The organism is Sphingomonas sp. CFBP 13720, assembly GCF_014842075.1.
In the GTDB taxonomy this organism is placed as follows: domain Bacteria; phylum Pseudomonadota; class Alphaproteobacteria; order Sphingomonadales; family Sphingomonadaceae; genus Sphingomonas.
The window spans coordinates 37,976-61,289 of the sequence record NZ_JACYVA010000008.1; the positions used below are offsets into that span (position 1 = coordinate 37,976).

Consider the following 23,314-nt stretch of genomic DNA (forward strand, 5'->3'; position numbering starts at 1 on the left):
GAATATTATCTGTCCATGTTGAGGCAGACGCATCCACCATCCCGTCCTACCGTTCATCTGCCAGGAGTTGCCGATATCGTGAAAATGCCATTCAAGACAGCGATCGCCGCTGCCGTTCTATTCAGTGGCACGGCGCTGGCTCAGACCAGCGACTTCGCCACCGCGATGGCCGGTGCGATGCAGCGGATGCATCAGGCGATGGCAGTCCCGTCGACCGGCGATCCCGACCGCGACTTCGCCGCGATGATGATCCCCCATCATCAGGGCGCCATCGACATGGCCGAAGCGGAACTCCGCTTCGGCAAGGACGAGCGGCTGCGCCGTCTGGCGCAAGGCATCATCGTCGAGCAGCGGCAAGAGATCGCGGTGATGCAGGCCATCCTGAACGAAAAGGGGGGCACTCCCGTCGCACCCCAAGCCCACGACCCGGAAGGAACCCATCGGTGAAGCATCTGATCCTCGCAGCCCTTGTTGGCACCATGCTCGCACCCGTCGCGGCGATTGCGCAGCAGGTACCAAACGCGCAGCCCGACATGCCCGTGTCGTCGGCCGATCGGTTCTACACCTCGGACCAATTTTCCAACACCGTGTCGGTCATTGATCCGTCGACCAACCGGCTGCTCGGCGTCATCAAGCTCGGCGACCCGACACCGATGAACCTCAGCCCGCTCTATCGCGGGCAGTTGCTGGTCCACGGCATGGGCTTCTCGCCCGACCGGCGGACGCTGGCCGTGGTATCCATCGGATCGAATGCGGTCAGCTTTATCGATACCACGACCAATAGCGTTCGCCACACGACCTACGTCGGCCGCAGCCCACACGAAGCGTTCTTCCGCCCCGATGGCCGAGAGGTCTGGGTCAGCGTGCGCGGCGAGGACTATATCGCTGTTCTTGATGGTACGACCTACAAGGAGACGGGGCGCATCCCGGTTCCGAACGGTCCCGGCATGACGATCTTCTCGCCGGACGGGAAGTACGGCTATGTCTGCTCCAGCTTCTCGCCCGAGACCGTGGTGATCGATACAGCGTCGAAGCAGATCGTCGGCCGGGTGAAGCAGGAAAGCCCCTTCTGCCCCGACATCGCCGCGACGCCCGACGGCAAACAGGTGTGGCTGACACTGAAGGACATCGGCAAGGTCATGGTGTTCGATGCCAAGCCGCCATTTGCGGTGCTGAAGAGCTTCGCAACGGGCGCAATCACCAACCACGTCAACATCGCCAAGACGCCGCGCGGCCAGTTCGCCTATGTGACGGTCGGCACCGAAAATGTCGTGAAGGTGTTCCGCACTGACAATTTCAGCCAGGTCGCGACGATCCCGGTCGGTGCGCTACCCCATGGCCTGTGGCCCTCGGGTGACGGGAGCCGCGTATATGTCGGCCTTGAGAATGCCGATGCGGTTGCCGCGATCGACACCGCGACGAACAAGGTGATTGCCACCATTCCGATCGGGCAAGGCCCGCAAGGGGTCGCCTATGTCCCGGGCGCGACGCCGTCAGGCGATGGCATGGCCAATCTCCAGCCGCTCGCCAAGGCAGGGGAAAAGGTTCAGCTGATGCTCTCCGGCACCGGACGAAGCCAAGTGACGTTGTTCGATCAGGGGCAGGTGCAGATATTGCAGGCCGCCGTGGCCGGACTGCCGCCCAAGATGCCCTTCGTACTAGGCTTGGCTTCGAATCCTGACGGTAACGGCCCGGTCGAACCGCTTGCCAAGTTCATGACCAACCCCGCCGGCGGTGCGATCGTCAACGCGATTGGACCGCTGCGGCAGATCATCACGCAGGCCGCCCCCGCAGGATCGCGTCGCTATCTGGTGATCGCGTCCGGTCAGCCGGACGCCTTAGGCAATGTCGTTCAACGGCAAGTCAAACAGTAACGGACACCCGCCCCGGTATGAGCGCCGGGGGTAACCCTGGCGCTCTGTTCCTGACTGCACATCGTAAAACAGGGGCCGTCAGCACGTTGGGTGCTGGTTCCAATCTGACTGACCCGCACATCCACCCAAAGCTGACGCGTCTTTCTGTGATGGTGACCTTAATGCCCGTTCCTAAAAACGAAGGCCCAGCGGGACAGACACGGCGGGATTTGTCTTCCGATGCCTCCGAATTGGGCCGTTTTCGCAAAACCTGTTCCCGATTGCGTTTCCCGAAATGGTCCATTGGACATGAAGAAACGGGACTGCTGCGAGTGTCTGGAATGGCCGGTTGGGGGATGCCACGCCGATCTATCGAACGGCCGGCAAGGGGTCGCAAGCTGCCGCTTCCTCCCTTTTACCTCTCAACTCGCCTTATGAACGAACGGCAGCTCATCGCGGCGGGTCGCACGAAAGCAGCCTGTCCGGTCTCCACCATTTGCGGACGTTTACCCATGGCTGACCGATTAATGGACAGGCGGTACGGCTCTGTCTAGCCGCGTGCCCGACGGATCAGGTCGCGACGATCGCGATCGTCTTGGGCGCGGTCCTACTCACCTTTGTCGATCCCCGGCGGTCGCCAGTGGTCCTCAGAGCGTCGAGTGAAGCGTGGGCGCGGCGGTTCGGGATTGTGCGGGGGAGGGGCCTTACCCGCGATCCACGAGACGCGCGGGTTACGCTCCCCGCAGCCTTCCGGTGGCTTGCAGCGAAGACGGCGAGCGAACGCGGGCCATTTTAGTTCAGCGCTATAAGGCAGATCGTCGCTAGTAGATGAGCAGAGGCGTGCGCTATCATCGCTGCTTCAAGGCCACGTCGAACAAACAACGCGCCAAAAAGGATGCCCGGCAACGCATTAGCCACCAGCACGGTTGTAACGATTGCTGGGCTCGCGTGCGGAGCGATCAAGAACAACAGCGGCAAGTGGCCTGCTGCAAATAGGGCTGCTGCTCCGATCACAGCCGAGGCGACTACCACATTCGGAAGTGTATCTGGACGACCGGCTAACCGCCAGCCGAGCCAAGCAAATACTGACACCAACCCCCAGCGTGTCAGTATTTCCTCAGTAATGCCACCGTAAAGGAGCTTCGAACCGAGCGGCAGGTCGAAGCTCGCGATCTGTGCTTGTGACCCGGCATTTGCTATGAGCCGCGCGCCGATCGTTAAGTTATAACCGATCAGCACGACTGCAACTGCCGCGCCTACGACCAACGCGGGTGCGATCTGGCTTCGTAAGATGTCACTTAACGCTTTGGAATCAATCCACGCTTCTACCAACGGAACACGGAATCCGACACGTTGAGCCGTGAGTTCTCCTGCGAACACCGCGATGATTGTCAGTATTGCTGGATTGATGAGCGCCAGAAAGCGAACTGAGGCTGACGAACCCGGCATCGGTAAGAAGACCTCAAAAGGCACCAACAGGAGCGAGGCTACGCCAACCAAGCCCCCAATCAGTAGCACCTGCCAACGCCGCATTTTCCGGTTCCCCATCTCGGACCGCTTGAGCGACCCAGTTCAATAAAGCACGGAACGAGTCGTTTCCGAAACGTTATGACCTAAGTGGCAGATACCCGGGGTTATCGTCCGCTTGCCGCCATTTACAGACTTTTACCCATGGCTGACGGATTGATCGACGGGGGGTACGACTCTGTCTAGCCGCGTGCCCGACGGATCAGGTTGCGACGATCGCGATCGTCCTTGGCGCGGTCCCACTCGCCTTTGTCGATCCCCGGCGGTCGCCAGTGGTCCTCAGAGCGTCGGGTGAAGCGTGGGCGCGGCGGTTCGGGATCGTGCGGGGGAGGGGCCTTACTCGCGATCCACGTGACGCGCGGGTTACGCTCCCCGCAGCCTTCCGGTGGCTTGCAGCGAAGACGGCGAGCGAACGCGGGCCATTCGGTCGACCAGCCCTTGCGTCGCCAGTGCAACGCCAGTTCCGACGGTTCGAACAGCGCGACACGACCGCACCTGCAGGTGCACTGGACGGTGCCGCCGTGCGCGATCAGGTCTTCCAAAGAACGAACAACGACGGCCACGTCACAACGGCAGGCGGAGTTGCTCACGATCCTCGACCACGCCCGGCTTCGACAGGTGGTCGCAGAGGTGATCGGCGAGGCCGGAGATGGCACGTTGCCTGACACGCGGGTTCGGGGCGGTCAGACCCACACGCGTCCACCCGGGCGCGGTCAACAGGGCATCGGCGAGACGCTGCGGGTCGATGGTCATGATCGTTCCTCCTACCCGCTCAGGTAGAACGAAACAGGAACGATTCGCAAGCGGTGTTGTCCTCGGCTGGCATCGTTGTCGGCGAGTATGTTTTAGCAGCATGAGTACTACGAGAATCCCAAACGGTGGGATACTCCGGACAGCAACGCGTCTCGCGTGTTGAGGGGCTGCTTTTCCGTTTCCCTAATACCTGTATGCTACCGAACCAAGGGCGGGCGTTCAGTGGGGCAAGTGGTGATAAGTTACTTCAAGACAGCAGTGATGGACAAACCGGACTCAACAACGATTTTCGATCAGAAAGGAAGCGATCAAAGGTCCGCAAGTCACTATCGTCCTGACATTGACGGTCTCAGGGCAGTTGCAGTTCTATCAATATTCGCGTTTCATTTGGGGTTGGGAATCTTTCCCGGTGGATTCGTTGGAGTTGATATTTTCTTCGTTCTTTCCGGTTACCTTGTCGGCGGTCAGGTACTAGCGAAGGTCCGCAACAAAACATTTTCTATCACAAATTTCTACGTAGCGCGGCTAAGGCGGATAATACCCGCATTAGCGTTCTTCCTAATTATCGCTACCATTGTAGCATTGGTCGTCTTACTTCCTCGAGATCTAGTGGATTACAGCAATAGTTTGGTCGCAGCAGCTTTATTTGTTTCAAACCACTATTTTTTGGCGACTTCGGGGTACTTCGAGACTGCTAGTGAGCTAAAGCCTTTGCTTCACCTATGGTCTTTAGCAGTTGAAGAACAATTCTACCTAATGTTGCCCTTATTGTTGTATGCTCTCCGCGCTATAACTGCGCGAACGGTTGTAGTTGCGATATGTGCGATCGGCTTTGCATCGTTGGTATGTGGCCAGTACCTGCTAGCAAGCCATCCGGACGCGACGTTCTACATTCTGCCTACGCGATTCTGGGAGTTCGTCGTCGGTATCGCCGCCGTCGAATTTGCCATCCCTGCGGCAAAGTCACGCTGGGTTCGTGAAGCGCTGAGCGCTTGCGGCGCGATGTTGGTTGCCGGTTCAATCTTGGCATACAATTCCAAGATGCCGTTTCCCGCAGCATCGGCGCTTGTCCCTTGCGTTGGCACCGCGTTCATTCTCGCCGCGGGCAACGGTGCGCAAACTTTTGTATCGCGCGTTTTGGCAATTCGGCCATTGGTTGCAATAGGGCTTGTGTCTTATTCACTCTACTTATGGCATTGGCTTGTAATCGTAACCTTCAAACAGCACGCATTGGTTTCCGAGCTGGACAACATATCACGCATCGCCATCGTAGTTTTTGCGTTCACGATGGCATATATTTCTTGGAGATTTATCGAGCGTCCCTGGCGAGACCCCAGCGTGTCTGGCCGTACAATCTTTGCCGAAACGACGACTGTTGGCGTGCTGGCTCTAATTACTGGATTGGTTCTCGGTGCCGCGAACGGCTTACCGGCTCGCTTCAACTCAGATTCTGTACGTCTTGCTCGCTACGCTGACGACTATGGAACGAACGATATGCGACGCGGCAAATGCTATCTGTCTTCAAACACCTCGCCGACCTTCGATCGGCTGACGTGCCTCTCCACGACTGACAGAAAGGCGAACGTCTTACTCCTAGGCGATAGTCACGGAGCTCATCTATGGTCAGGGCTTCAAAGCGAATTTCCGACTATCAATTTCCTTCAAGCCACGGCTTCTGGGTGTAAGCCGGTCGCAGTGGAGAAGGCGGCGGGCGAAGCGCGCTGTACAGCATTGATGCGGTATATCTTTGACGACTACCTGCTTAGAACTAAGGTTGACGGTGTGGTACTTGCCGCGCGATGGAAGAATTCCGATGCTACTAACGTCGCGTATACACTCGAACGTCTTCGCAAGCTAAAGATTCCCGTCGTACTCAGCGGGCCTATTGTTGAGTATAAAGCTTCGCTACCTCGAATTTTGGCTTTGGCAGTTCAGAGAAAAGATCCTGCGATCATCAAGCAAGGGCGGCAAGCTGGCATAGCCAAGCTTGATAAACAATATGCTGCGCTCGCTGCCGCAAACAACGTGCCGTACATGTCACCTTATCGCACACTTTGTCCGGACGGGCGCTGTCGTGTCGTGAACGCAGAAGGCACGCCTCTCCAGTTCGACTATGGGCATCTCACCCGTGAGGGTTCCAGGGTCGTAGCAAGAGGATTCCCGCTGACGTATGTCACCGACGCGAAAAACTAGTGCAACAACCGGTTTTCGTAGCTTAGTCGATCTGAGAGATTTCGTTCTACTGGTCAGCCTTCAAGAACCGAAGTGGCGGATCGATCCCGACATCAAGCGGTTGCGTGGCACTCACGAACGTATTGGTAGTATTTGGTGCAGGGATTAGGATGCTAGTGGTTTGTAATCTGGAACGCCGGGAACTGCACCAATTTAATAGGCTATAGGATAATATTGCACGGAACGCACTGCAGCGATTGCAGTCGATAGCCAATGCGAGAATTTGTTCGTCCGCCTGACTGAGGCGCTGCCATTCAGGTAACCGTTCTGCGTTCCGACCAAGCCGTCATTTGTCCCCAAGCCAGTCGACGGTGTTTGCGGGGCCAGTTGTCATTCGTACGAGGTTTGAAGCCAGAAGGCCGGATGGCGTTACGTAAATGCGCAACGCCAATCCTAACCTCTTACCTTACTCGCTGACGTTAGCGGCTTGGCGAGGTTTCCGTCCGAGACCGATCGTCTTGGCCATAGCACGGCGGCTTTCGCTGTAGGAGGGGGCGACGATCGGGTAATCAGCCTTCAGGCCGTAACGCTGGCGGTAGTCGTCGGGGGTCATGCCGTGGCCGCTCAGATGACGGCGTAGCGTCCGGTACGGCTTACCGTCGATCATCGAGATGATGTGATCGGGCGACGCCAGCGACTTGCGGACCGATACGGCCGGCGTGTGCTGCTCAGGTTCGTTTTTGGCTTCGGTTGCAACGGTGTCCGGCGCTTCGAGCTTTACCAGCGTGTCGTGCATCGCCTGCAGAAATGCGGGAACGTCCGCCGTAGTCGCTCGCGTATTGGAGTTGCCGAGCCAAGCCACCGTCAGTTCGGCGGCCAGTTCGATGGTATTCGTCATATCGGTCATTAAATCATACTCAACCTGGATTGCCGAGCGTTCGAGAAGCAGGTCTGAATCGACGGCAATCAATGGAAAGGGACGCCTATAGGCTTATATTGCGCCTGGCCATCTCGGCTTTCGCAATATCCTTGATCGGACTGTCCGGCTTGCCTTCAAAAATGTCGGCAAGATCAAGCAGATCGTCGTTATCGAGCGCGACGATCGAAGCCTCTATCGCAACCAGACGACTCTCAATGCGCTCGCTTTGTCCAGCGAGCCGCTTCATCCTGATTCTTAACATAGTGTCACTTTATCAACGTCGTAATGCCCTGTGTGTGGTGCCATGAAAGGCTTTCAGAAACACTAGGGTTCGCCACTTACGCATCTTCATCTTTGGATACGACAAAAAAGGCGCTGTTGGGCGTCGGCTTGTGATCGAGCAGTTCGTCCACATCGCGAACGATCGAGTCCCACTCCTCCTGCTCCATCTGGACCAGACCAAACAGCCGCATCAGGAACGCGCCTTCCATCGCGAAGAACGCTGTTCGCAGTCGTCGTCCGGCGTCCGTGCCGGCGTCGATCAGCGAGATGCGCTCGCGGTACCATTCGCGCGTCAATTCCATATGCTGCGGTGAGTTCAGCAACGATACCAGCATGCTGGGTGCGCGACGTTTCGAGCGTTCATCGAAATTGCTGGTGGAAGCGATATGGGCTCGGGCGACGGCATAATTATCCGGCTCGCGCTCGTCCTTGCATATCTCGTCGATACGATCGACGTAATCGGCGTTCCACCGTTCGAACATGGCGTCGATGAGCGCCTCCTTGCTTCGGAAGGTATATTGCACGCCACCGTTCGTGATCCCCATACGCTCGGCGACGGCGGCAATCGTAAGTCCGGCTGCGCCTCGTTCCATCGTGATGGCTTCCGCCGCATCGAGAATGGCACTCCGTTCAATTGTTTTGGCACGCCCCAACTGTATTGTCCTTCTTATCGTTCTGCAGTGAACGTCATTGCACGGATCGAACGGTGCCGTCGCTCTGCCTAGTTCGTCGTCGGCGTATCTGTCCCCAGCCGCACGATGGCGTCCAGCGCTTCCCGTGCAAGCTCGATCGACCGTACTTCACCCAACTCCATCGCCCACGCACGCAAGGCCGCACCCATCAGCGCCGCCCCGGCGTCGCGACCGCACAGCTCGACTGCGGCGACCGCCAGAGCATGGCTCGCTCCCAACGTCCGGGCCTCGATCTCGAACTGTTCCGTTTCATTCGACATTCTTCGTCCAGTCCTTCGCCACTAACGCCGCCTTAACGCGAACGTGCAACGTGAACCATCATGCCGTTTCTTCTGCTCGCTTGGAGGCTAAGGACGGACTGTCGCTGATGCGTGTTGGCATGCGCAGTGCTGTACCGCCATTCGGCGCTTAGTAGATCCTTAACCTTGAACGTATAAAGTTCGCGGTAGTAGGCTTCCGAGCGGGATATCAGCCGGCTGCTAGAAATTATCACTTTTAGCGAGATGCATGATGGTTCGCCCTCTGCGACAGTACATTCCTGCCGCGCGGTCCGTGGCCCGCTCTATGCTTAGTCGGCACGGGGTGGATGCTGCGTTCATCGCTCAGCGCGAGGTCGATGACAAAATTAAGCAAGGAGACCTTCACGGCGCGATCGAAACTGATCAAGTGCGCCGTCGAGTTCTGGATCTGATTATAGACTTGGCTCCCCCCGCGCCCTACTGATTCTCCCTGCGCCAGTGAGCAAGCGAACCCCACGCCTCGGCCCGCGCGGTAAGTGTCAGGTCGTCGCGATCACGGTCATGTTTGATGCGATCCACGCCGCCCGTCTCGGGCAGGCTGGCGCTGAGTGGCCTCGCTGGGCCAGTCTGCCCGGCAGTTAACGGACCCGCTACTCGCGGTTGGCGTCGGGTCGTGCCATATACGTTAAATGTTCTGGATGCTTCTGCTCACAGCGCAAATACCCAAGGTGTCGTCACCGGATATCTACATCCGGCCACCAGCCGGCGAGGAGGTTCGTGCGGCGGAACGGCGTGCGGCGCTGCAGGTGCCGGTGATCGTCAAAGTCTGCCGAGACGCCACGCGGGCGAGCGATCCGGACGGGTACATCAAGGGGTTCGCGGATCGGAACGGTCTGTCGAGTTACGGACGGGTTTTGCTCACCACACAGTGCCGGATCTACCGACAGGGTGTAACGGACGGGAAGGGGCGTGCGCGGTCACATCCAGAGTAGCCGTCGCAGGTATAGCGCAGGTCACATTTTCACTGTTTCCCAAGCTAACGCACTTCCACAAGGTAACCGTCCTGAGCAGCGTTCAAGCGTATCTGGGAAGCGGCTGGGTCGGATGGTCTAAACACCGCAAATGGCAACCTAAGTCATTGCAAATCAACGCAATTTACGGTTGCTACAGTAGCCTTCGTAATGCGGGGGTCACAGGTTCGAGTCCTGTAAGCGGCACCACCTTACGGTCGGAAATAGGCGCCATGGTTATGGCGGCGTTGCGTCTACACGACCGCGCCTTACTGTCATGGATGCGGATAGCGTGCGATCCACGTTGCCGCTTTCTCGCGTCGGGGCACGATCTAGATACTGACGCATCGCCGCATCGCCGCATCGCCGCATCGCCGCATCGGATCTTCGAGCACGGCGTGAAGATTGCGACCAGCCGATCGCGCTGTAGAATGCGATCCTTCGGGACCGCCAAGATGACGCTGTCGAGTTCGTCGTCGCGGATCGCACGCGTCCCGCAGCGCGATACCTTCGGTCCGCTTCGCGTTGCACGCATAGTAATATGCATTGCACGGACATGCCGGTTGGGATTGTCATTCCGCTCCGCGCTGGGTGGCATCGAAGAATGCCCGTTAGCAGCGTCCGCCCTTGGTGAACCGCCGGCGTAATCGTCGGGTAGCCCCGGCGCGGCGAGCCGCGACCTTCACGAAGATATTGGGCGAGACGATCACGCCATCGACGCTGCCGCGCAAGAATTCTCGACCGCGGTTCCCGTGCGCCGGCGCATTCACATGCTCCGCGATCGCACGGGTGCGGTACGTTCGCCCCAGGGCGGGCGCCTAACGAATACGGCGCCCGTAGACGTCCTGCACCTCGACCGGGCCGAGGTTCAGCGCGCGGACGTCCGCTTCGATCCGGGTGAGATCGCCTGCGATCGTCCAGATGAAGTCGTCGGTCCGAAACTCTTCCTTCGCGAGTTTTCGAACGTCTTCCAGCGAAATCTGACGGACGATGTCCGGCAAGGTCTTCAACGAGTCCAGCGGCATCTCCCGCGCATCGGCGTCGGTCACCACCGCCATGAACGTGGCGTTCGACGATAGGGAAGGAGCGAACGAATGGATCAGGTTCTCACGCCCTACCGCCAGTTCGGCTTCGGTGATCGGCCGATCCGTAACGTAATCGCCGACTTCCCGGACGATCTCCGTGATGGCCGATTGGGTCGCGTCGGTCTGAACCGATCCGTTGACGTAGAAGGTCCGGTGCGATCGGATCGAACTGCCGATCGCGGTCGATATCCCGTAGGACCATCCCTTGTCCTCGCGAAGGTTCAGGTTGAGACGGCTGGTAAAGTTCCCGCCGATCGGGCCGTTGGCAAGGATTTCCGTGAGACCGCGGCGCATATTCCAAGGCGCTACAAGGCGGCCGGCCATGATCTTGGTTTGTTGCGCACCGGGAACGTCGATCAGGATGACCTTGACGCCGGTTGGCGTGGGGGTGGTGCGTCGATAGTGCGGGCGGGCTTTGCGTGGAGATGCCAGCCGGCGAAGCTTTTCTCCACCAGCGCGCGGGCATGGGCCAGCGTGACGTCGCCGACGAAATAGACCGTCATGTTCGTCGGAGCGAGTTCGTTCTGGTAGAATTCCAGCATCTTGCGGCGATCGATCTGACGCATGGTTTCGCGGGTATCGACCTTGCCGTTGGGGTGGTCGGTGCCCCAAAGCGCCAGCGAGAAGAGCGTGTCCTGCGCGCCGCCGGGATTGGCTTCGAAGGTATCGTACGACGGTCCGACCTGCGCCATATATTCGTCGATCTTGCGCTGCGGAAAGGCCGGTTCACGCACCACTTCGGACACGAAATCCATCACTTCGTCCAGCCGGGGCGAAATGGTGGAGAAGCGGATGCTGCTGCGCCGCGCGCCCGACACCGCCCCCGGGAAGATCGACAGTTCGCGCATCCGTCCCGCCATCCGTTCGGCGGGGAAGCGGGCGCTGGCGTCGAACAGCCTGCCGAACGTGAAGCCGGCCAGTCCGGGTACATAGGGCCGGTCGATGAACTTGCCCGTGGCGAACTGGATCGAGACATCGACCAGCGGCAGTTTCGGCCGGCGGAGCACCACGACCTTCGCACCATTTGCCAGCGTAGCCTGTTCGATCGGCGGAAACGTCACCGTCGCGACGGTAGGCGGCACGGCCGGCAACTTCGTCCGATCGACCGACCCGGCAACCGCCGGCTGCAACCGGGGTTCGGGCAACGTTTCGGTCGTCAGATGCGGACGGCCCAGCCATTTGCGGGCGACCGCGCCGATATCGGCAGGCGAAGCCGCGTGTTCCCATCCGCGTGTCTTCTGGAAGAACAGCGGGTCACCGGCTTCCAGTTCCCCGGCTTCCAGTATCCCGCCCATCGATTCGGGATCGACGAAGGCGGACAGCAGCGCTTCGTCCTTGTTCGACAGATACTGGCCCAGCGCCTTCGCGTCCGGTCCATTGCGCAACGCACCCGCCATCGCGGCGTCCAGCTTGCGTTCGACCGCCGCCAGATCCGCGTCCGGCTTAACCTCGACATTGACGGAGAATACGCCGTTGACCTGGGAGTCCGCGAAGATCGCGTTCACCGACAGCGCCGGTCCCCCGTTTTCGACCAGTGCCCGATCGAGCGGACTATCGGCCGTGCCGAAGAGCGTGGCGGCGAAGGCATTGAGCAGCACACCTTCCCGACCATGGGCATGCGGCACCGGCCATGACCGGCTGATCTGGCGATTGGTCGTCTTGCTGTGAAAGCGCAGGCGGCGACCTTCGGTGATCGCAGGCACCCATTCGGCGATCTCCTGAATCCGCTGGCCGGGACGGACGTCCTTGAAATAGTGGCCAACCTTCTCCCTGGCCGTGGCAACGTCGATATCACCGGCCAACAGCAGGATCGCGTTGGCGGCACCATAATAGGATTCGAACCAGCTCTGCACGTCGGCGACGCTGGCATTGTCGAGATCGGTCATCGATCCGATGACGCCATGGGCGTAGGGGTGCCTTTTTGGATACATCGCCGAGAGAAAGGCGTCCGATTGCGCGGCACTCGTCGGCGTCTCGCCCTGACGCTTCTCGTTCTTGACGACCGCGCGCTGGCTGTCGAGTGCGGCCTGATCGATCGCGCCGAGCAGATACTGCATCCGGTCGCTTTCCATCCACAATGCAAGGTCGAGTTCATTGGTCGGCACCGATTCGAAATAGCGCGTACGATCGGTCGTCGTATTGCCGTTCATCTTAAAAACGCCGTTCTCGCGCAGCGGCGTGAAGAACTCACCCTTCCGGTTGGACGTTTCCTGAAACATCAGATGTTCGAATAGATGCGCGAATCCCGACTTGCCTTCCGGTTCGTCTTTCGAACCGACGCGATAGGTCGTCGAAACATATATTTTCTTGAGGCTGTGATCAGGGTAAACGATGACCGTCAGGCCATTGGGCAGCGTGAATTTTTCGTAGTGGATCTTCAGCTTGTCCAACGCGACGGCAGCGGGGTCCGCCGCTGCCCGGACGGCCGCAACCTTCGGGCCGGTGGTGGTCCGGCGCGCGGGCTGCCTCGCGGCAGCTGGCTCCATCGCCAATGCCGATACCGTCATCATCAACAGCCCTGCCGTCAGCTTCGCCGCGTTCGTCATCGCTACCCTTACACTCCAGCATGTCCCGGCTGCGGGACCTTGCCGACATTCTGGAGTCGAACCTTGCACTATCCTTGCAGTGCGGCGGGGGTCGCACCGCGCGACGAATATTCTGCGGACGGCGCTCGCGCACCCGCTGCAAGCTTGCTGCAATGTTTGCCCCGGACGCTGCGATACGAACGGGGTGACGCACCGAGCCGCACGAGCGGAGGGAGCGTCGAAAAGGGGGGTTCCAACCATGTCACGACGTCACAAGACCGCGCTGATTCTGACCACGATTCTAGCCGGACCAGCAATATTGTTCACGGCACCGGCATCGGCGCAGACCGTTCCGGCGCAGGCAGGCCCGCCTGCGGACGCTGACGCGCCCCCGCCGCCCGCGATCGACCAGTCCGTGCCGGCCGCCGAGCCAAAACCGGACGTGGAACAGGAAGCGGCCGACGAGACTCCTTCTTCGGTCGGCGGCAGGAACGACGAAACGTTGAACGTGACGGGCACCCGGTTGCCCACCAACGATCCGACCAGCGACGTCAGGGTCTATACCGCCGACGATATCAGGGCGCTGGGCGTGTCCAACGTGCAGGATTTCATCCGCACGCTGCCGCAGAACCAGGCATCGGTCGGCACCGGCCTGAACAATCGCGCCGAAACCGAAATACGGTTCGACGATGGCGGGCTGGGCGGGCTGGGCGTCGGCGGCGTCAACCTGCGCGGGCTGGGTACGAAGAACACGCTGGTGCTGGTCAATGGCCGGCGCATCGCGGGGGCGGCAGGCATCGAGGAGGGGTTCGCCAACATCAACAACATCCCGCTCGCCGCGATCGAGCGGGTGGAGATCAGCCTTGGCGGCGGCAGTTCGGTCTATGGATCGGATGCGCTGGGCGGCGTCGTCAACTTCATCCTGAAGCGCGGCTATAACGGCTATTCCGTGACGGCCCGCACCGAATTGAGCAGCACCGGCGCGCACACGGCGCAATGGACCGGCAGCGCGGCACGGTCATGGGGGTCGGGGTCGTTCACCGGGACGGTGTCCTACTCCCGGATCAATCCGGTGGAGAACAGCAAGCTCGGCTATACCACGCACGACTTTACCGGACGGTACACTGCCGAGGAACTCGCGGCGGCGGGTCGCACCCGATATCCGCTCGATCAACGCAGTGCGAGGGATGGTGCCCAGCCGGCCGCACTCGCGCTCGTCTATAACGCGCCGACCGGTGTCGGTACTTCGCTGGGCACATACCGGGAGTCGCTGCAATGGCGCGGCGGCGCGAATTACGACAATCCGAGTTTCGCCGACCTCGGGCCGTTCGATTCCCGGACGTCGCCCAGCGTCATTCCGCGCGACGCCGGCGAGTATATGTCGAACCTCGGCTTTTCCGCCAGCATCGACCAGCGTGTTACCGACCGGTTGCGCATCACGATCGATTATCTCGGTTCGATCAACGAATCGAAGCTGCGTGAGGTGAGGGAATTGCTGGAACTTGGCAGCGTCCCATTGACGCAGGCCTATAATCCGATCGCCCTGACCGACCTGCGCCCGGGCGCGCGCAACGCGGTGGTTTCGGCCTATTATTACCCGACCGCCGAATATGAGTCCGGCCGGTTGCAGCGCGGCTCTCAGGAAACCACGGGGCGCTCGCACAGCGTAACCGGCGGCGTGATCTACGACTTCGACAAGGATACGGCGTTTCGCGCCAACTATACCTGGTCGCGAACCACGGTTTCCGGTTCCGAACGCGGGTTGCGGAACATTGCGTATTTCAATCCGTCGACCGGCCGCTGCGGACCCAGCGCCGGCGCCCGAAACTCGTACGAGATCGCCGACATCGACGCGATCGCGGCGGCACAATGCGCCGCGATGCGCAGTTCCGATCCCAACCTCGCGTTCAATTTTCTCAGCGACGGAACCGCAACGACCGGCGCGCCGATCGACGTATTCTTCGTCAACCAGCGACAGTTGAACAACAGTTCGTCGCAACGCTATGGCGACGTGCTGTTCACCGCCGTGCCGTTCGCGCTGCCGGCGGGCAAGGTCCGGCTGGCGATCGGCGGGGAATACCGGACCAGCAGCATCGACAGCGAACGCATCCGCAAAGTCACGTTCTTCGACGCGGCAGGACTGCCGTTCACCCGTGAGGCACTGGCACCGGCATCGACCGACGTCGCCGCCGCCTATGCCGAATTGCGGTTGCCGTTGATCGATCACGACATGGGCGTGCCGCTGATCCAGAGCCTCGATCTGTCGGCGAACGCGCGGTACGACCGCTATTCGTCCAACGGCCCGGTCGGCACCGTCGACAACATCCCGTTTCCCGAGGGCGGCGAGGTGATCGAGGGCAAGTCGACGTTCGACCGGGTCAGCCCGCGGATCGGGCTCGCATGGACGCCGGTAACCGGTCTGACGCTGCGCGGTTCATGGTCGTCGAACTTCACGCCCCCGCCGTTCAGTTCGCTTTACAATGTATCGTCGGGCCTGACTGCCGAGACGTTCCTGTTCCAGGACCCGGTGTCGCCCGATGGCGACCTGTTCGAGTTCCGCAACATCCCGTTGCAGATCGAGGGTAATCCGCAGTTGCGGCCGGAAACGTCGCAAAGCTATCAGGCCAACGTCACGTGGACCCCGGTCGGCGTGCTCGGCGGGCTGAACGTCGACGCGAGCTATTACAAGACCAAGATTGTCGATCAGATCGGGACCTCCGCCGACCTGATGTCGTTCGTGTCGTCCGAACTCTATTTCGGCAACCCGGAATTCTTCCAGCGCGATGGAAGTGGCGAGATCGTGTCGCAGACGATCCGGCCACTGAACATCGGTCGGCTGGAAACCGAGTCGGTCGAAGTGAAGGTCGATTACTCGATCTTTACTGGGATCGGCACGATCACGCCGTCGCTGTTCTACCTGCGCAACCTCACCCAAAAGCGGGTGCCGATCGAGGGCGGCGTCGCGCCGGATCTGATCGGCACGGCACGGGGCCTCGATAAATATCGCGTGATCGGGTATCTCGACTTTCAGGGCCGCCAGTTCTCGGCACGCCTGACCGGCCGGTATACTCCCGCCTATCTGAACAATTACGGCGTCAACTATCAGACCGGCGAACCAACGGATTCCGATTTCGACGGCACGCCGGACGGATCGTTCCCGGTCAAGGCGATGACGACCTTCGACCTGTCGATGGCGTGGAATTATAGCAAGACGGTCAGCATCAATGCCGGTGGTCGCAACATCTTCGACGAGGCGCCGCCGTTCGCGCTGATCGACCGCCGACCGTTCGACGCATCGCGATACGACATTCGCGGGCGGGTGCTGTATCTGGAAGCGCGCCTGACGTTCTGATCCGGCTGGCGCGGGTGTGGGAACCCGGGGGGCGTGAATGCGGCTGTTGTTGGTGGAGGACGAGCCGAGCATGTGCAAGGCGTTGGCCAAGTTGCTGACGCGGCACGCGTTCATTGTCGACGTCGTGCCCGACCTGTCGCAGGCCCGCGCCGCGATTCAGGGGTTCGTGTACGATGCGGTGCTGCTCGACCGCACCTTGCCCGACGGCGACGGGTTGCAGTTGATCGACTTCTGCAACCGCATCGCCCGCCCCAACCGGTTCATCGTGCTGTCGGCGCTGAACCGGACCCCGCAGCGGATCGAAGGGCTGGAGCTGGGGGCGTATGATTATATCGTCAAACCGTTCGAACCCGACGAACTGATCGCCCGGATCCGGGTGGCGCTGCGCCACCCGGCGGGAATCGCGCGCCGGCGGCAGCGGATCGGCAACGTCACCTATGACGAGGATACGCGCGAGTTCTTCATCGACGACCAGCCGCTGCTCGCCCGCCGTCGCGAACATTTCCTGTTGGAGGTGCTGTTCACGCGCGCCGGACGGATCGTCCAGCGCCACGATATCGAGGAGGCGCTGTACGGGTTCGATATCCAGATCGAATCCAACTCGATCGAATCGCACATTTCGCGGCTGCGTCAGAAATTGCGGCAGGAAGGGGCGACGCTGCTCGTGCAGACCGTCCGTGGACTGGGCTATCGGCTGGAAGCGGCGGACGGTGCGGCCGCGTCGGAGCGAAACGGCGTGGCGGGGGCGGTGCGCGGATGATCGTGCGTGCCCTGCGGGTGGTAGGATCGTCGATCGTGGCGCAGGTCGCGCTGCTCGCCATGGCGCTGCTGCTTCTTTCCGCACTGCTGGCCATGCAGGTCGACCGGCTCAGTCGCGCGGCGCCGTTGGTGCTCGAAGCGGGATACGACATGCTCGCGATCCAGCTCGTCGGGAACAATCACCGCGATGGTTTCGACCACCGATCGTTCATGGCATCCGACATGGTCCGGCGGACGATCGCGCGGAACCCCGACTTCCGGTTCTTCATTCGCGGCAATGGTCATACGGGCGGTAACATGCCCGCTTCGCAGACGCTGGAACGCGAGTTCCGACGGCTGGGAGCACGTCCGGCGGGACTGAGCGGCCTCCAGATCTGCCAGTTGTCGTCGCTGAAGCGTCCGGCGACGCGGCGGTCGGGCGGACGGTTCGTGATCTACAATGATTGCGGCGCCGCCAGCTATTATCTCGAACTACAGAATCTGCGCCATGTCGTCACGATCGCGCCGGACCAGCCGGATGCGACCTTTGCCGGGCGATTGCTGGGCATGATGACGGGGTATGGCAATGCGCTGATGCTGGGCGTGCTGCTGTTCGCGGCGGCGGGGCTGCTGACGTTCCGCGCCTTCCGCCGCGTCCGGACGGCGGTGCGGGGGTTCGATTTCGATGGCGGCCGGATCGAGATGCCGGTCGAGCGGTTCCCGCTCGAGGTACGGCCGCTGGCGCGCATCATCAACGCGCAGGCGGCACGGGTGCGCGCCGATTACGAACGGCAATGGCTGTTCCTCGGGGCGGCGGCGCATGAACTGCGCACGCCGCTGGCGGTGCTGCGGGTAAGGCTGGAGGCGCTGGAGGATTCGCCGGAAAAGGACGACGTCAAACATGATGTGCAGATGTTGTCGCGCATCACCAACCAGTTGCTCGACCTGATGCGGATCCAGTACCGGCAGGGGGAACGGCACGACTTCCCGCTGCTGGGCGCGATCGAGGACGCGATCGACGACGTGCGCGACGAGTTTCCGGGCCACCGCTTCCGCCTGCAACAGGAAGGGGAGACGGTCTGGCAGGTGACGAGCGGCAATGCGTCGCTGTTCGGCGTGGCGATCCTCAACCTGCTGCGCAACGCCGCGTCGGTGTCGGACCCCTCGATGCCGGTGACCGTCGCGATCGGTCGCGACGGGGAAGTCCGCGTCATCGACGGTGGCCCGGGCATCGCCCCCGCCATCCGCGACTATCTGTTCGATCCCTTCGTCAAACATCCCTCCAACCGCGCCGGATCGGGACTGGGGCTGGCGCTGACCAGAGAGGTCGTGGCGTTTCACGGGGGCGTCATCGACGCCGCCTCCCCGGCGGGCGGAGGCACCGTATTCCGCGTCGATATCCGTGATGCGTTGCGTCCGGACGACGAACCGGATGCCTAGGCGATCATAGGGAAACGATCGTGTCGCGGGATCGCCGATCGATCATTCGATGGCGGTGTGATGCGCAAAACCTGTTCAGGTCACCGTCCGAGGGACCGCCTCTGCCGATAATGCGGGACGGGTCGAGGAAAACGGATCGCTGCAGGTCGCGCGGCCGGCCACGTCGAACCGTCCCGCTACGCGTTGCAGGAAACCGGGAACCGTCGTCGACGAGATCGTCACGTCGTACCAACCGAAGCTGTCCCGCAGCGCCCAGCGACGCCGCGAACCGTTCAGGCGTTCCGGTTCGGCCGGCGCATCTATCCGCTCGGTCCGTGCGGTCAGCCCGTACGCCCGATGGCCATCGGGCAATCGCAGGATGAGGTCGTCGGCATCCACGGTCCACGTCAGACGGGTCAGTTCCGGCGCGTCATCCCTGTGACCGGCGAAATGGCGGTGGAACCCGTTCGGCCCCAGAACCCAGAGATCGTACCGTCCGGTTGCATCGAACCGCCATCCGTCATCGAGCACGCGATCCGGTCCGACGATGAAGCGGCGGGGGGGCAGGGCGAGGTTGGTCCGGTCATAGACGTGAAACACCGCTGCCGCACCGGCGCCCGCAGCGAAATGCAGCCGCACCGTTTCGCCGGACATCGTTGCGCGCACCGTCAGCGCATAGGGCAAAGGCCGGGAACGGCGGATGCCGGGTTCCTGCCATGGCAGGGAAGATATCGCGGGCGCCTGCGGCCGGATCTGCTTCGGTATCGCGGACGCGCGCGCGGCGTCGTTGCGGGGATCAGGGATATCGGCGAAGGGCGCGGGATCGGCGACGGTGAAGTCGAATGCGGACGTCAGGTCACCGCAGACCGCCCGCCGCCACGGCGCGATATTGGGTTCATGGAAGCCGAACCGCTGTTCGAGGAAGCGGATCACCGACGTGTGGTCGAACACTTGCGAGTTCACCCATCCGCCTCGGCTCCACGGCGACACGACGTACATCGGCACGCGCGGCCCCAGACCATAGGCCCGGCCGCGATAGGCGGGCAGGTCGATCGTTGCGTCGCCCCTGCTCGGCAGCAGATGATAGGCGCCGGCAAGATCGACGGTCGATCCGCCCAGCAAATTGCCATCCGCCGTCCGCGATGGCGGTGCCGGCGGCGGTACGTGATCGAAGAACCCGTCATTTTCGTCGAACATGACGAGCAGGACCGTCTTTGCCCAGACGCGGGGATCGGCGGTCAGGGCATCGAGCACGTCGGCGGTATAGGCCGCCCCCTGTGCCGGGCTGGATGGGCCGGGATGTTCGGAGCCTTTCGCGGTGGCGATGACGTACGAAACCTGCGGGAGCGTTCCTGCGCGGACATCGGCCCGCAGCGCATCCAGCCCGCGTGTGGTCAGCGCACGGTCGCGCAACGCTACGCCATCGCCCGCTTCCCCGCCGCCGCGTCTGCCATGCGCCGAGCGGAAGACGTCGAAACCGACCAATGGATTGTCGGTAAAATTGTCCGCCATGTCCTGATAGATGCGCCAGTCGATCCCGACCGCCTGCAAACGCTCGACCACCGTCGTCCACCGATACGGTTCGGGGTCGCCGCCGTCGTCGGGAAAGCTGTCGTGCGAATTGCCGATCGCCGGGCCGCCATGCGTGCCGGCAGGATCGTTGGTCCCCGTCCACAGGAACAGGCGATTGGTGTTGGTGCCGGTCTGCACCGAACAATGATAGGCGTCGCAGATGGTGAAGGCTTCCGCCAGCGCGAACTGGAACGGAAGATCCTCGCGTCGGTAATGCCCCATGGCACGCTGGCTTTTCGCCTCCGGCCAATGTGCCATTCGACCGTCGTCCCAGCCGCGTTGCGCATCGGGCCAGCTATGCGGTGTGCCCTCCATCCGCATCAGATCGAAATTGGCGCGGGTGGAAAGGTGGAACGGAAGCACCGTGCGTGCGCCGCCTGGCGCGGTGCGGTCCTGCTGACACCAGACGGGCGCGATCCCGGTCCCGTCCGCCGCCGGCACTGGAATGGGCAGCCGGTCCGCGAAGCCGCGAACGCCACGCAGCGAGCCGAAATAATGATCGAACCCGCGATTTTCCTGCATCAGGATGACGACATGCTCGACATCCATGATCGATCCCGTCTTCACATCGGGTGCGATCAATGCCGCCCGCGCGATCGACGCGGGCAGCGCGGACAAGGTCGCCGCCGTCAGGCCGGAAGCCAGCAGTGTACGACGCGAGACGTCGGTCATCCGGATGTTCCCACAGACGATCGGGCACGATCGGACGCTACGCCCGGATCGTGCCCCGTGTCAGCCAATCGATATCGTCAGAAGTCGAGCGACAGCGAAGCCGTCACCGTGCGCGGCGTCCCGAGAAACGCCGATCCGCCATCCGATCCGGCAAGATAGCGCTGATCGGTAAGGTTGGTCGCCTGTACGGTCAGCGATACTCCGCGCAACTGCTCGCTCACCGCGTCGAGGTCGACCCCGACATATCCGCTGACGAGCGTAAAGCTCGCGGCCTTCGCCGTCCCCTCGGTATCGATGTTGCGATCGCCGACGAATTTGGTGGCGACGCCGGCCTTGAACATCGACGTCCTATAGTCTGCGGATGCGACCCACATCGTGCGCGGCGAGTTGATGACCTGCTGGCCCGGCGTCACGCCGACGTCGGCATCCTGCGCCGCGTTACCCGTGCCGATATAGGTCGAGTGGTTGTAGGTGTAGCTGCCCGACAAGGTCAGCGGCGGCAGGATGCGATAGGCCAGGGCCGCTTCGATCCCGCGACTCTTGACGCCGCCCACGTTCAGATAAACGCTGTCCTGCTGTTCCAGATAGTCGATCCCGGTGACGAGGTTCGACGAGATGGACACGATCTGGTTCTTGAACTTGATGTCATAGCCGGTCAGCGACGCCTGGATGCGACCGGTGCTGTAGCGCGCGCCGATCTCGATATTGTTGGCGGTTTCGGGGCGCAGGTTGCGGATCGTCTCGGCGGGCTGGCCCAGCGGGCCGTTGCCGATCGCCGCGAAGTTCTGCGAATAGCCGGCGAACAGCTCCATGCCTTCGATCGGTGCCTGATAGGTCAAACCGGCATTGATCAACGGATCGGAATGCGACTGGATCGACGTCGCGCTGCGGTCGCCGAGCAATTCGGTGCGGCTCTGGTCGAGGAAGAACTGCTTGATGCCGAACCGCGCGGTCAATGGCCCATAGGTCAACGCGTCTTCGGCGTAATACATGACCTCGTCCAGCCCGTAGTCGGTGCTGAACTGCACGTAATAGGGCGTGCCATCGAATGCCGGACCAACCCGTGCGTTCGTGATCTTGTGCCAGTCGCGCAGCTGGTTGGCGCGGCTGTGTTCGAACCAGAAGCCGACGCGGAACTGGTTCTGTACGACGCCGAAATCATGCTGCCAGTCCAGATCGCTCGTAAAACCGAAGCGGTCATTCTCGTAATGCGTATGCCGGTAGGACATGATCGGCGTGGCGTCGGACGCGTAGCAGGCGGGCGAAGATTCGGCCGGCACGCCACCCGCCCCGGCACAGCCGGCGACCAGCGTCGCCGCCGCACCGGTGGGCGTGACGAAATAGATCCGGCCGAGCGCAGCGCTCCCCCGCACCGTGGCACCGCCGACATATTCGCTTTCGGGATTGCCGGCACCGTCGTTTCGGGCGTCGACCAGATAGGGCGGCGCAAAGTCGCCACGGCCGCGCATCCGGTGATAATATGCCGCCGCCTGAAGCTTGACCTCGCCAAGCCCGGTCCGCGCCTTCAGATAGCCGAACAGGTTCCTGCGCAGCGCGCGGGAGGTCGAGCGATAGCCCTGATCGACATAGGGCAAACCGGTCCATGTGTCGGTATAGGCGTCGTGGTTCGGATCGTTCGCGAACTGTGCGGGGGACACGGACCCGAATTCGGCTTCGTTGGCGTCGTCATAGGATGCGAAGGCCGTCAGATCGACGGCACCCGCGCGTCCGATCAGTTTGGCATCGATGTGATCGCGTCGGGTCTCGCCCGATCCGCCGATCCAGTCGCGTACCCGCGACGTGGAGGCGCTGACATAGGCGCGCATGTCAGGCGCGAATTGACCGGTATCGCCGCGCACGTAGAATTTGCGGGCGCTGAAATCGCCGGCCGCTCCCGTGAAGCGGAGCCGGCTGGTCGACGCGGGATCGGACGTCACATAGTCCAGCGTGGCGCCGAGCGCTTCGTTGGACCGCGACGAAATATCGGCAGTTCCCTGCGACACGTTCACCGTCTTGAGATCGAGCACGTCCAGATAGCGATTGGCGCGCGATCCCCCGCCATAGCCCGACCCGCCGTTGGGCAAGCCGTCGATCGTCGAGCCGATCTGCTGCCCACCGCCCCCGCCGCTGTTGAACCCACGGATACTGATCGAGGTCGCCCAATCGGACGAGCCGAAGGCGTCGCCTTCCGCGACGAAGACGCCCGGCAATTCGTTGATGACGTCGTTTACGCTGGCGAGCGCGGACTGGCGTTCGATCATCGCCGCGGTGACGCGGGTGTTGGCAAACGCGGTCGACTGACCCGTCACGACGATATCGTCGGCCTGCACGTCGCCCGTCTGCGGCGCTGACGATTCCGCCGTCACCGGCGCTGCTACGTTCGTCGGTCCGGTTTGTGCGTGCGCGTGCGTTGCTGCCACGATCGCCAGGATCGCAGCCCCCATCAATTCGGTCTTCATGTGATCTCCCTGGAGCCGTAATCCCTTTCGGGGCCGGCCTCTTTG

The 23,314-nt window shown here is 61.7% G+C and carries 14 protein-coding genes and 1 pseudogene; 6 read left to right on the top strand and 9 right to left on the bottom strand.

Going from position 1 to position 23,314, the window contains the following annotated elements:
- The first annotated feature begins 15 nt into the window (after window positions 1-15).
- Both copM and IFT55_RS14595 read left to right on the top strand, forming a co-directional pair.
- Window positions 16-447 (top strand): CopM family metallochaperone, encoded by a 432-nt coding sequence (gene copM / locus IFT55_RS14590; protein ID WP_249403847.1) that lies wholly within the window; start codon window positions 16-18, stop codon window positions 445-447.
- Window positions 444-1,874 carry a YncE family protein gene (locus tag IFT55_RS14595; protein WP_446740731.1) on the top strand — a complete coding sequence of 477 codons (1,431 nt, stop codon included), beginning with the start codon at window positions 444-446 and terminating at the stop codon, window positions 1,872-1,874. Before copM ends, IFT55_RS14595 begins: the two co-directional genes overlap by 4 nt.
- A gap of 771 nt (window positions 1,875-2,645) precedes the next feature.
- Here IFT55_RS14595 and IFT55_RS14600 read toward each other — a convergent pair.
- Both IFT55_RS14600 and IFT55_RS14605 read right to left on the bottom strand, forming a co-directional pair.
- Window positions 2,646-3,386, bottom strand: coding sequence for a CPBP family glutamic-type intramembrane protease (locus tag IFT55_RS14600; protein WP_192093084.1), 741 nt, complete (start codon window positions 3,384-3,386; stop codon window positions 2,646-2,648).
- Between the two features lie 558 nt (window positions 3,387-3,944).
- Window positions 3,945-4,133, bottom strand: a complete 189-nt coding sequence (locus IFT55_RS14605) for a DUF6771 family protein (RefSeq protein WP_192093085.1) — start codon at window positions 4,131-4,133, stop codon at window positions 3,945-3,947.
- A 261-nt stretch (window positions 4,134-4,394) separates the two neighbouring features.
- Here IFT55_RS14605 and IFT55_RS14610 point away from each other — a divergent pair, with 261 nt between their 5' ends.
- Window positions 4,395-6,326 (top strand): acyltransferase family protein, encoded by a 1,932-nt coding sequence (locus IFT55_RS14610; protein WP_192093086.1) that lies wholly within the window; start codon window positions 4,395-4,397, stop codon window positions 6,324-6,326.
- 445 nt (window positions 6,327-6,771) lie between these two features.
- On the opposite strand, the gene IFT55_RS14615 is transcribed toward IFT55_RS14610, so the two are convergent.
- The 5 genes and pseudogenes from IFT55_RS14615 to IFT55_RS14640 form a co-directional block, all read right to left on the bottom strand.
- Window positions 6,772-7,212, bottom strand: a complete 441-nt coding sequence (locus IFT55_RS14615) for a MucR family transcriptional regulator (RefSeq protein ID WP_192093087.1) — start codon at window positions 7,210-7,212, stop codon at window positions 6,772-6,774.
- 76 nt (window positions 7,213-7,288) lie between these two features.
- A complete protein-coding gene (locus IFT55_RS14620) occupies window positions 7,289-7,471 on the bottom strand; it encodes a hypothetical protein (RefSeq protein WP_192093088.1) in 183 nt (60 codons plus the stop codon).
- Between the two features lie 91 nt (window positions 7,472-7,562).
- Window positions 7,563-8,159: a TetR/AcrR family transcriptional regulator gene (locus IFT55_RS14625; protein WP_192093089.1), complete on the bottom strand. Its 597-nt coding sequence runs from the start codon at window positions 8,157-8,159 to the stop codon at window positions 7,563-7,565.
- A 68-nt stretch (window positions 8,160-8,227) separates the two neighbouring features.
- Complete coding sequence (locus IFT55_RS14630; RefSeq protein WP_192093090.1) at window positions 8,228-8,458, bottom strand: hypothetical protein; 231 nt, start codon at window positions 8,456-8,458, stop codon at window positions 8,228-8,230.
- A 1,807-nt stretch (window positions 8,459-10,265) separates the two neighbouring features.
- Window positions 10,266-13,318 (bottom strand): annotated as a pseudogene (locus IFT55_RS14640) (M16 family metallopeptidase).
- On the opposite strand from IFT55_RS14640, the gene IFT55_RS14645 reads away from it, so the two are divergent.
- Genes IFT55_RS14645 through IFT55_RS14655 form a run of 3 tightly spaced genes read left to right on the top strand, consistent with a single transcriptional unit; the run spans window position 13,317 to window position 18,587 of the window.
- Entirely contained in the window at window positions 13,317-16,409 is a 3,093-nt protein-coding gene (locus tag IFT55_RS14645) for a TonB-dependent receptor domain-containing protein (protein ID WP_192093092.1), read from the top strand. The pseudogene IFT55_RS14640 and the gene IFT55_RS14645 sit on opposite strands and share 2 nt — an antisense overlap.
- Before the next feature lie 37 nt (window positions 16,410-16,446).
- The gene (locus tag IFT55_RS14650) at window positions 16,447-17,169 is read left to right on the top strand and encodes a response regulator transcription factor (protein ID WP_192093093.1); all 723 of its coding nucleotides are present in this window, start codon (window positions 16,447-16,449) and stop codon (window positions 17,167-17,169) included.
- Window positions 17,166-18,587 carry a sensor histidine kinase gene (locus IFT55_RS14655; protein ID WP_192093094.1) on the top strand — a complete coding sequence of 474 codons (1,422 nt, stop codon included), beginning with the start codon at window positions 17,166-17,168 and terminating at the stop codon, window positions 18,585-18,587. The genes IFT55_RS14650 and IFT55_RS14655 overlap by 4 nt, the downstream gene beginning before the upstream one ends.
- A gap of 75 nt (window positions 18,588-18,662) precedes the next feature.
- Here IFT55_RS14655 and IFT55_RS14660 read toward each other — a convergent pair whose 3' ends face one another.
- Both IFT55_RS14660 and IFT55_RS14665 read right to left on the bottom strand, forming a co-directional pair.
- Window positions 18,663-20,810, bottom strand: a complete 2,148-nt coding sequence (locus tag IFT55_RS14660) for a phosphocholine-specific phospholipase C (protein ID WP_192093095.1) — start codon at window positions 20,808-20,810, stop codon at window positions 18,663-18,665.
- 77 nt (window positions 20,811-20,887) lie between these two features.
- Window positions 20,888-23,269 (bottom strand): TonB-dependent receptor domain-containing protein, encoded by a 2,382-nt coding sequence (locus IFT55_RS14665; RefSeq protein WP_192093096.1) that lies wholly within the window; start codon window positions 23,267-23,269, stop codon window positions 20,888-20,890.
- Window positions 23,270-23,314: the final 45 nt, after the last annotated feature.

Bases quoted from the DNA above. Each gene is read 5' to 3' on its own strand.
- copM (WP_249403847.1), top strand. From the start codon at position 16: ATGTTGAGGCAGACGCATCCACCATCCCGTCCTACCGTTCATCTGCCA.
- IFT55_RS14600 (WP_192093084.1), bottom strand. From the start codon at position 3,386: ATGCGGCGTTGGCAGGTGCTACTGATTGGGGGCTTGGTTGGCGTAGCC.
- IFT55_RS14605 (WP_192093085.1), bottom strand. From the start codon at position 4,133: ATGACCATCGACCCGCAGCGTCTCGCCGATGCCCTGTTGACCGCGCCC.
- IFT55_RS14610 (WP_192093086.1), top strand. From the start codon at position 4,395: ATGGACAAACCGGACTCAACAACGATTTTCGATCAGAAAGGAAGCGAT.
- IFT55_RS14615 (WP_192093087.1), bottom strand. From the start codon at position 7,212: ATGACCGATATGACGAATACCATCGAACTGGCCGCCGAACTGACGGTG.
- IFT55_RS14620 (WP_192093088.1), bottom strand. From the start codon at position 7,471: ATGAAGCGGCTCGCTGGACAAAGCGAGCGCATTGAGAGTCGTCTGGTT.
- IFT55_RS14630 (WP_192093090.1), bottom strand. From the start codon at position 8,458: ATGTCGAATGAAACGGAACAGTTCGAGATCGAGGCCCGGACGTTGGGA.
- IFT55_RS14645 (WP_192093092.1), top strand. From the start codon at position 13,317: ATGTCACGACGTCACAAGACCGCGCTGATTCTGACCACGATTCTAGCC.
- IFT55_RS14650 (WP_192093093.1), top strand. From the start codon at position 16,447: ATGCGGCTGTTGTTGGTGGAGGACGAGCCGAGCATGTGCAAGGCGTTG.
- IFT55_RS14655 (WP_192093094.1), top strand. From the start codon at position 17,166: ATGATCGTGCGTGCCCTGCGGGTGGTAGGATCGTCGATCGTGGCGCAG.
- IFT55_RS14660 (WP_192093095.1), bottom strand. From the start codon at position 20,810: ATGACCGACGTCTCGCGTCGTACACTGCTGGCTTCCGGCCTGACGGCG.
- IFT55_RS14665 (WP_192093096.1), bottom strand. From the start codon at position 23,269: ATGAAGACCGAATTGATGGGGGCTGCGATCCTGGCGATCGTGGCAGCA.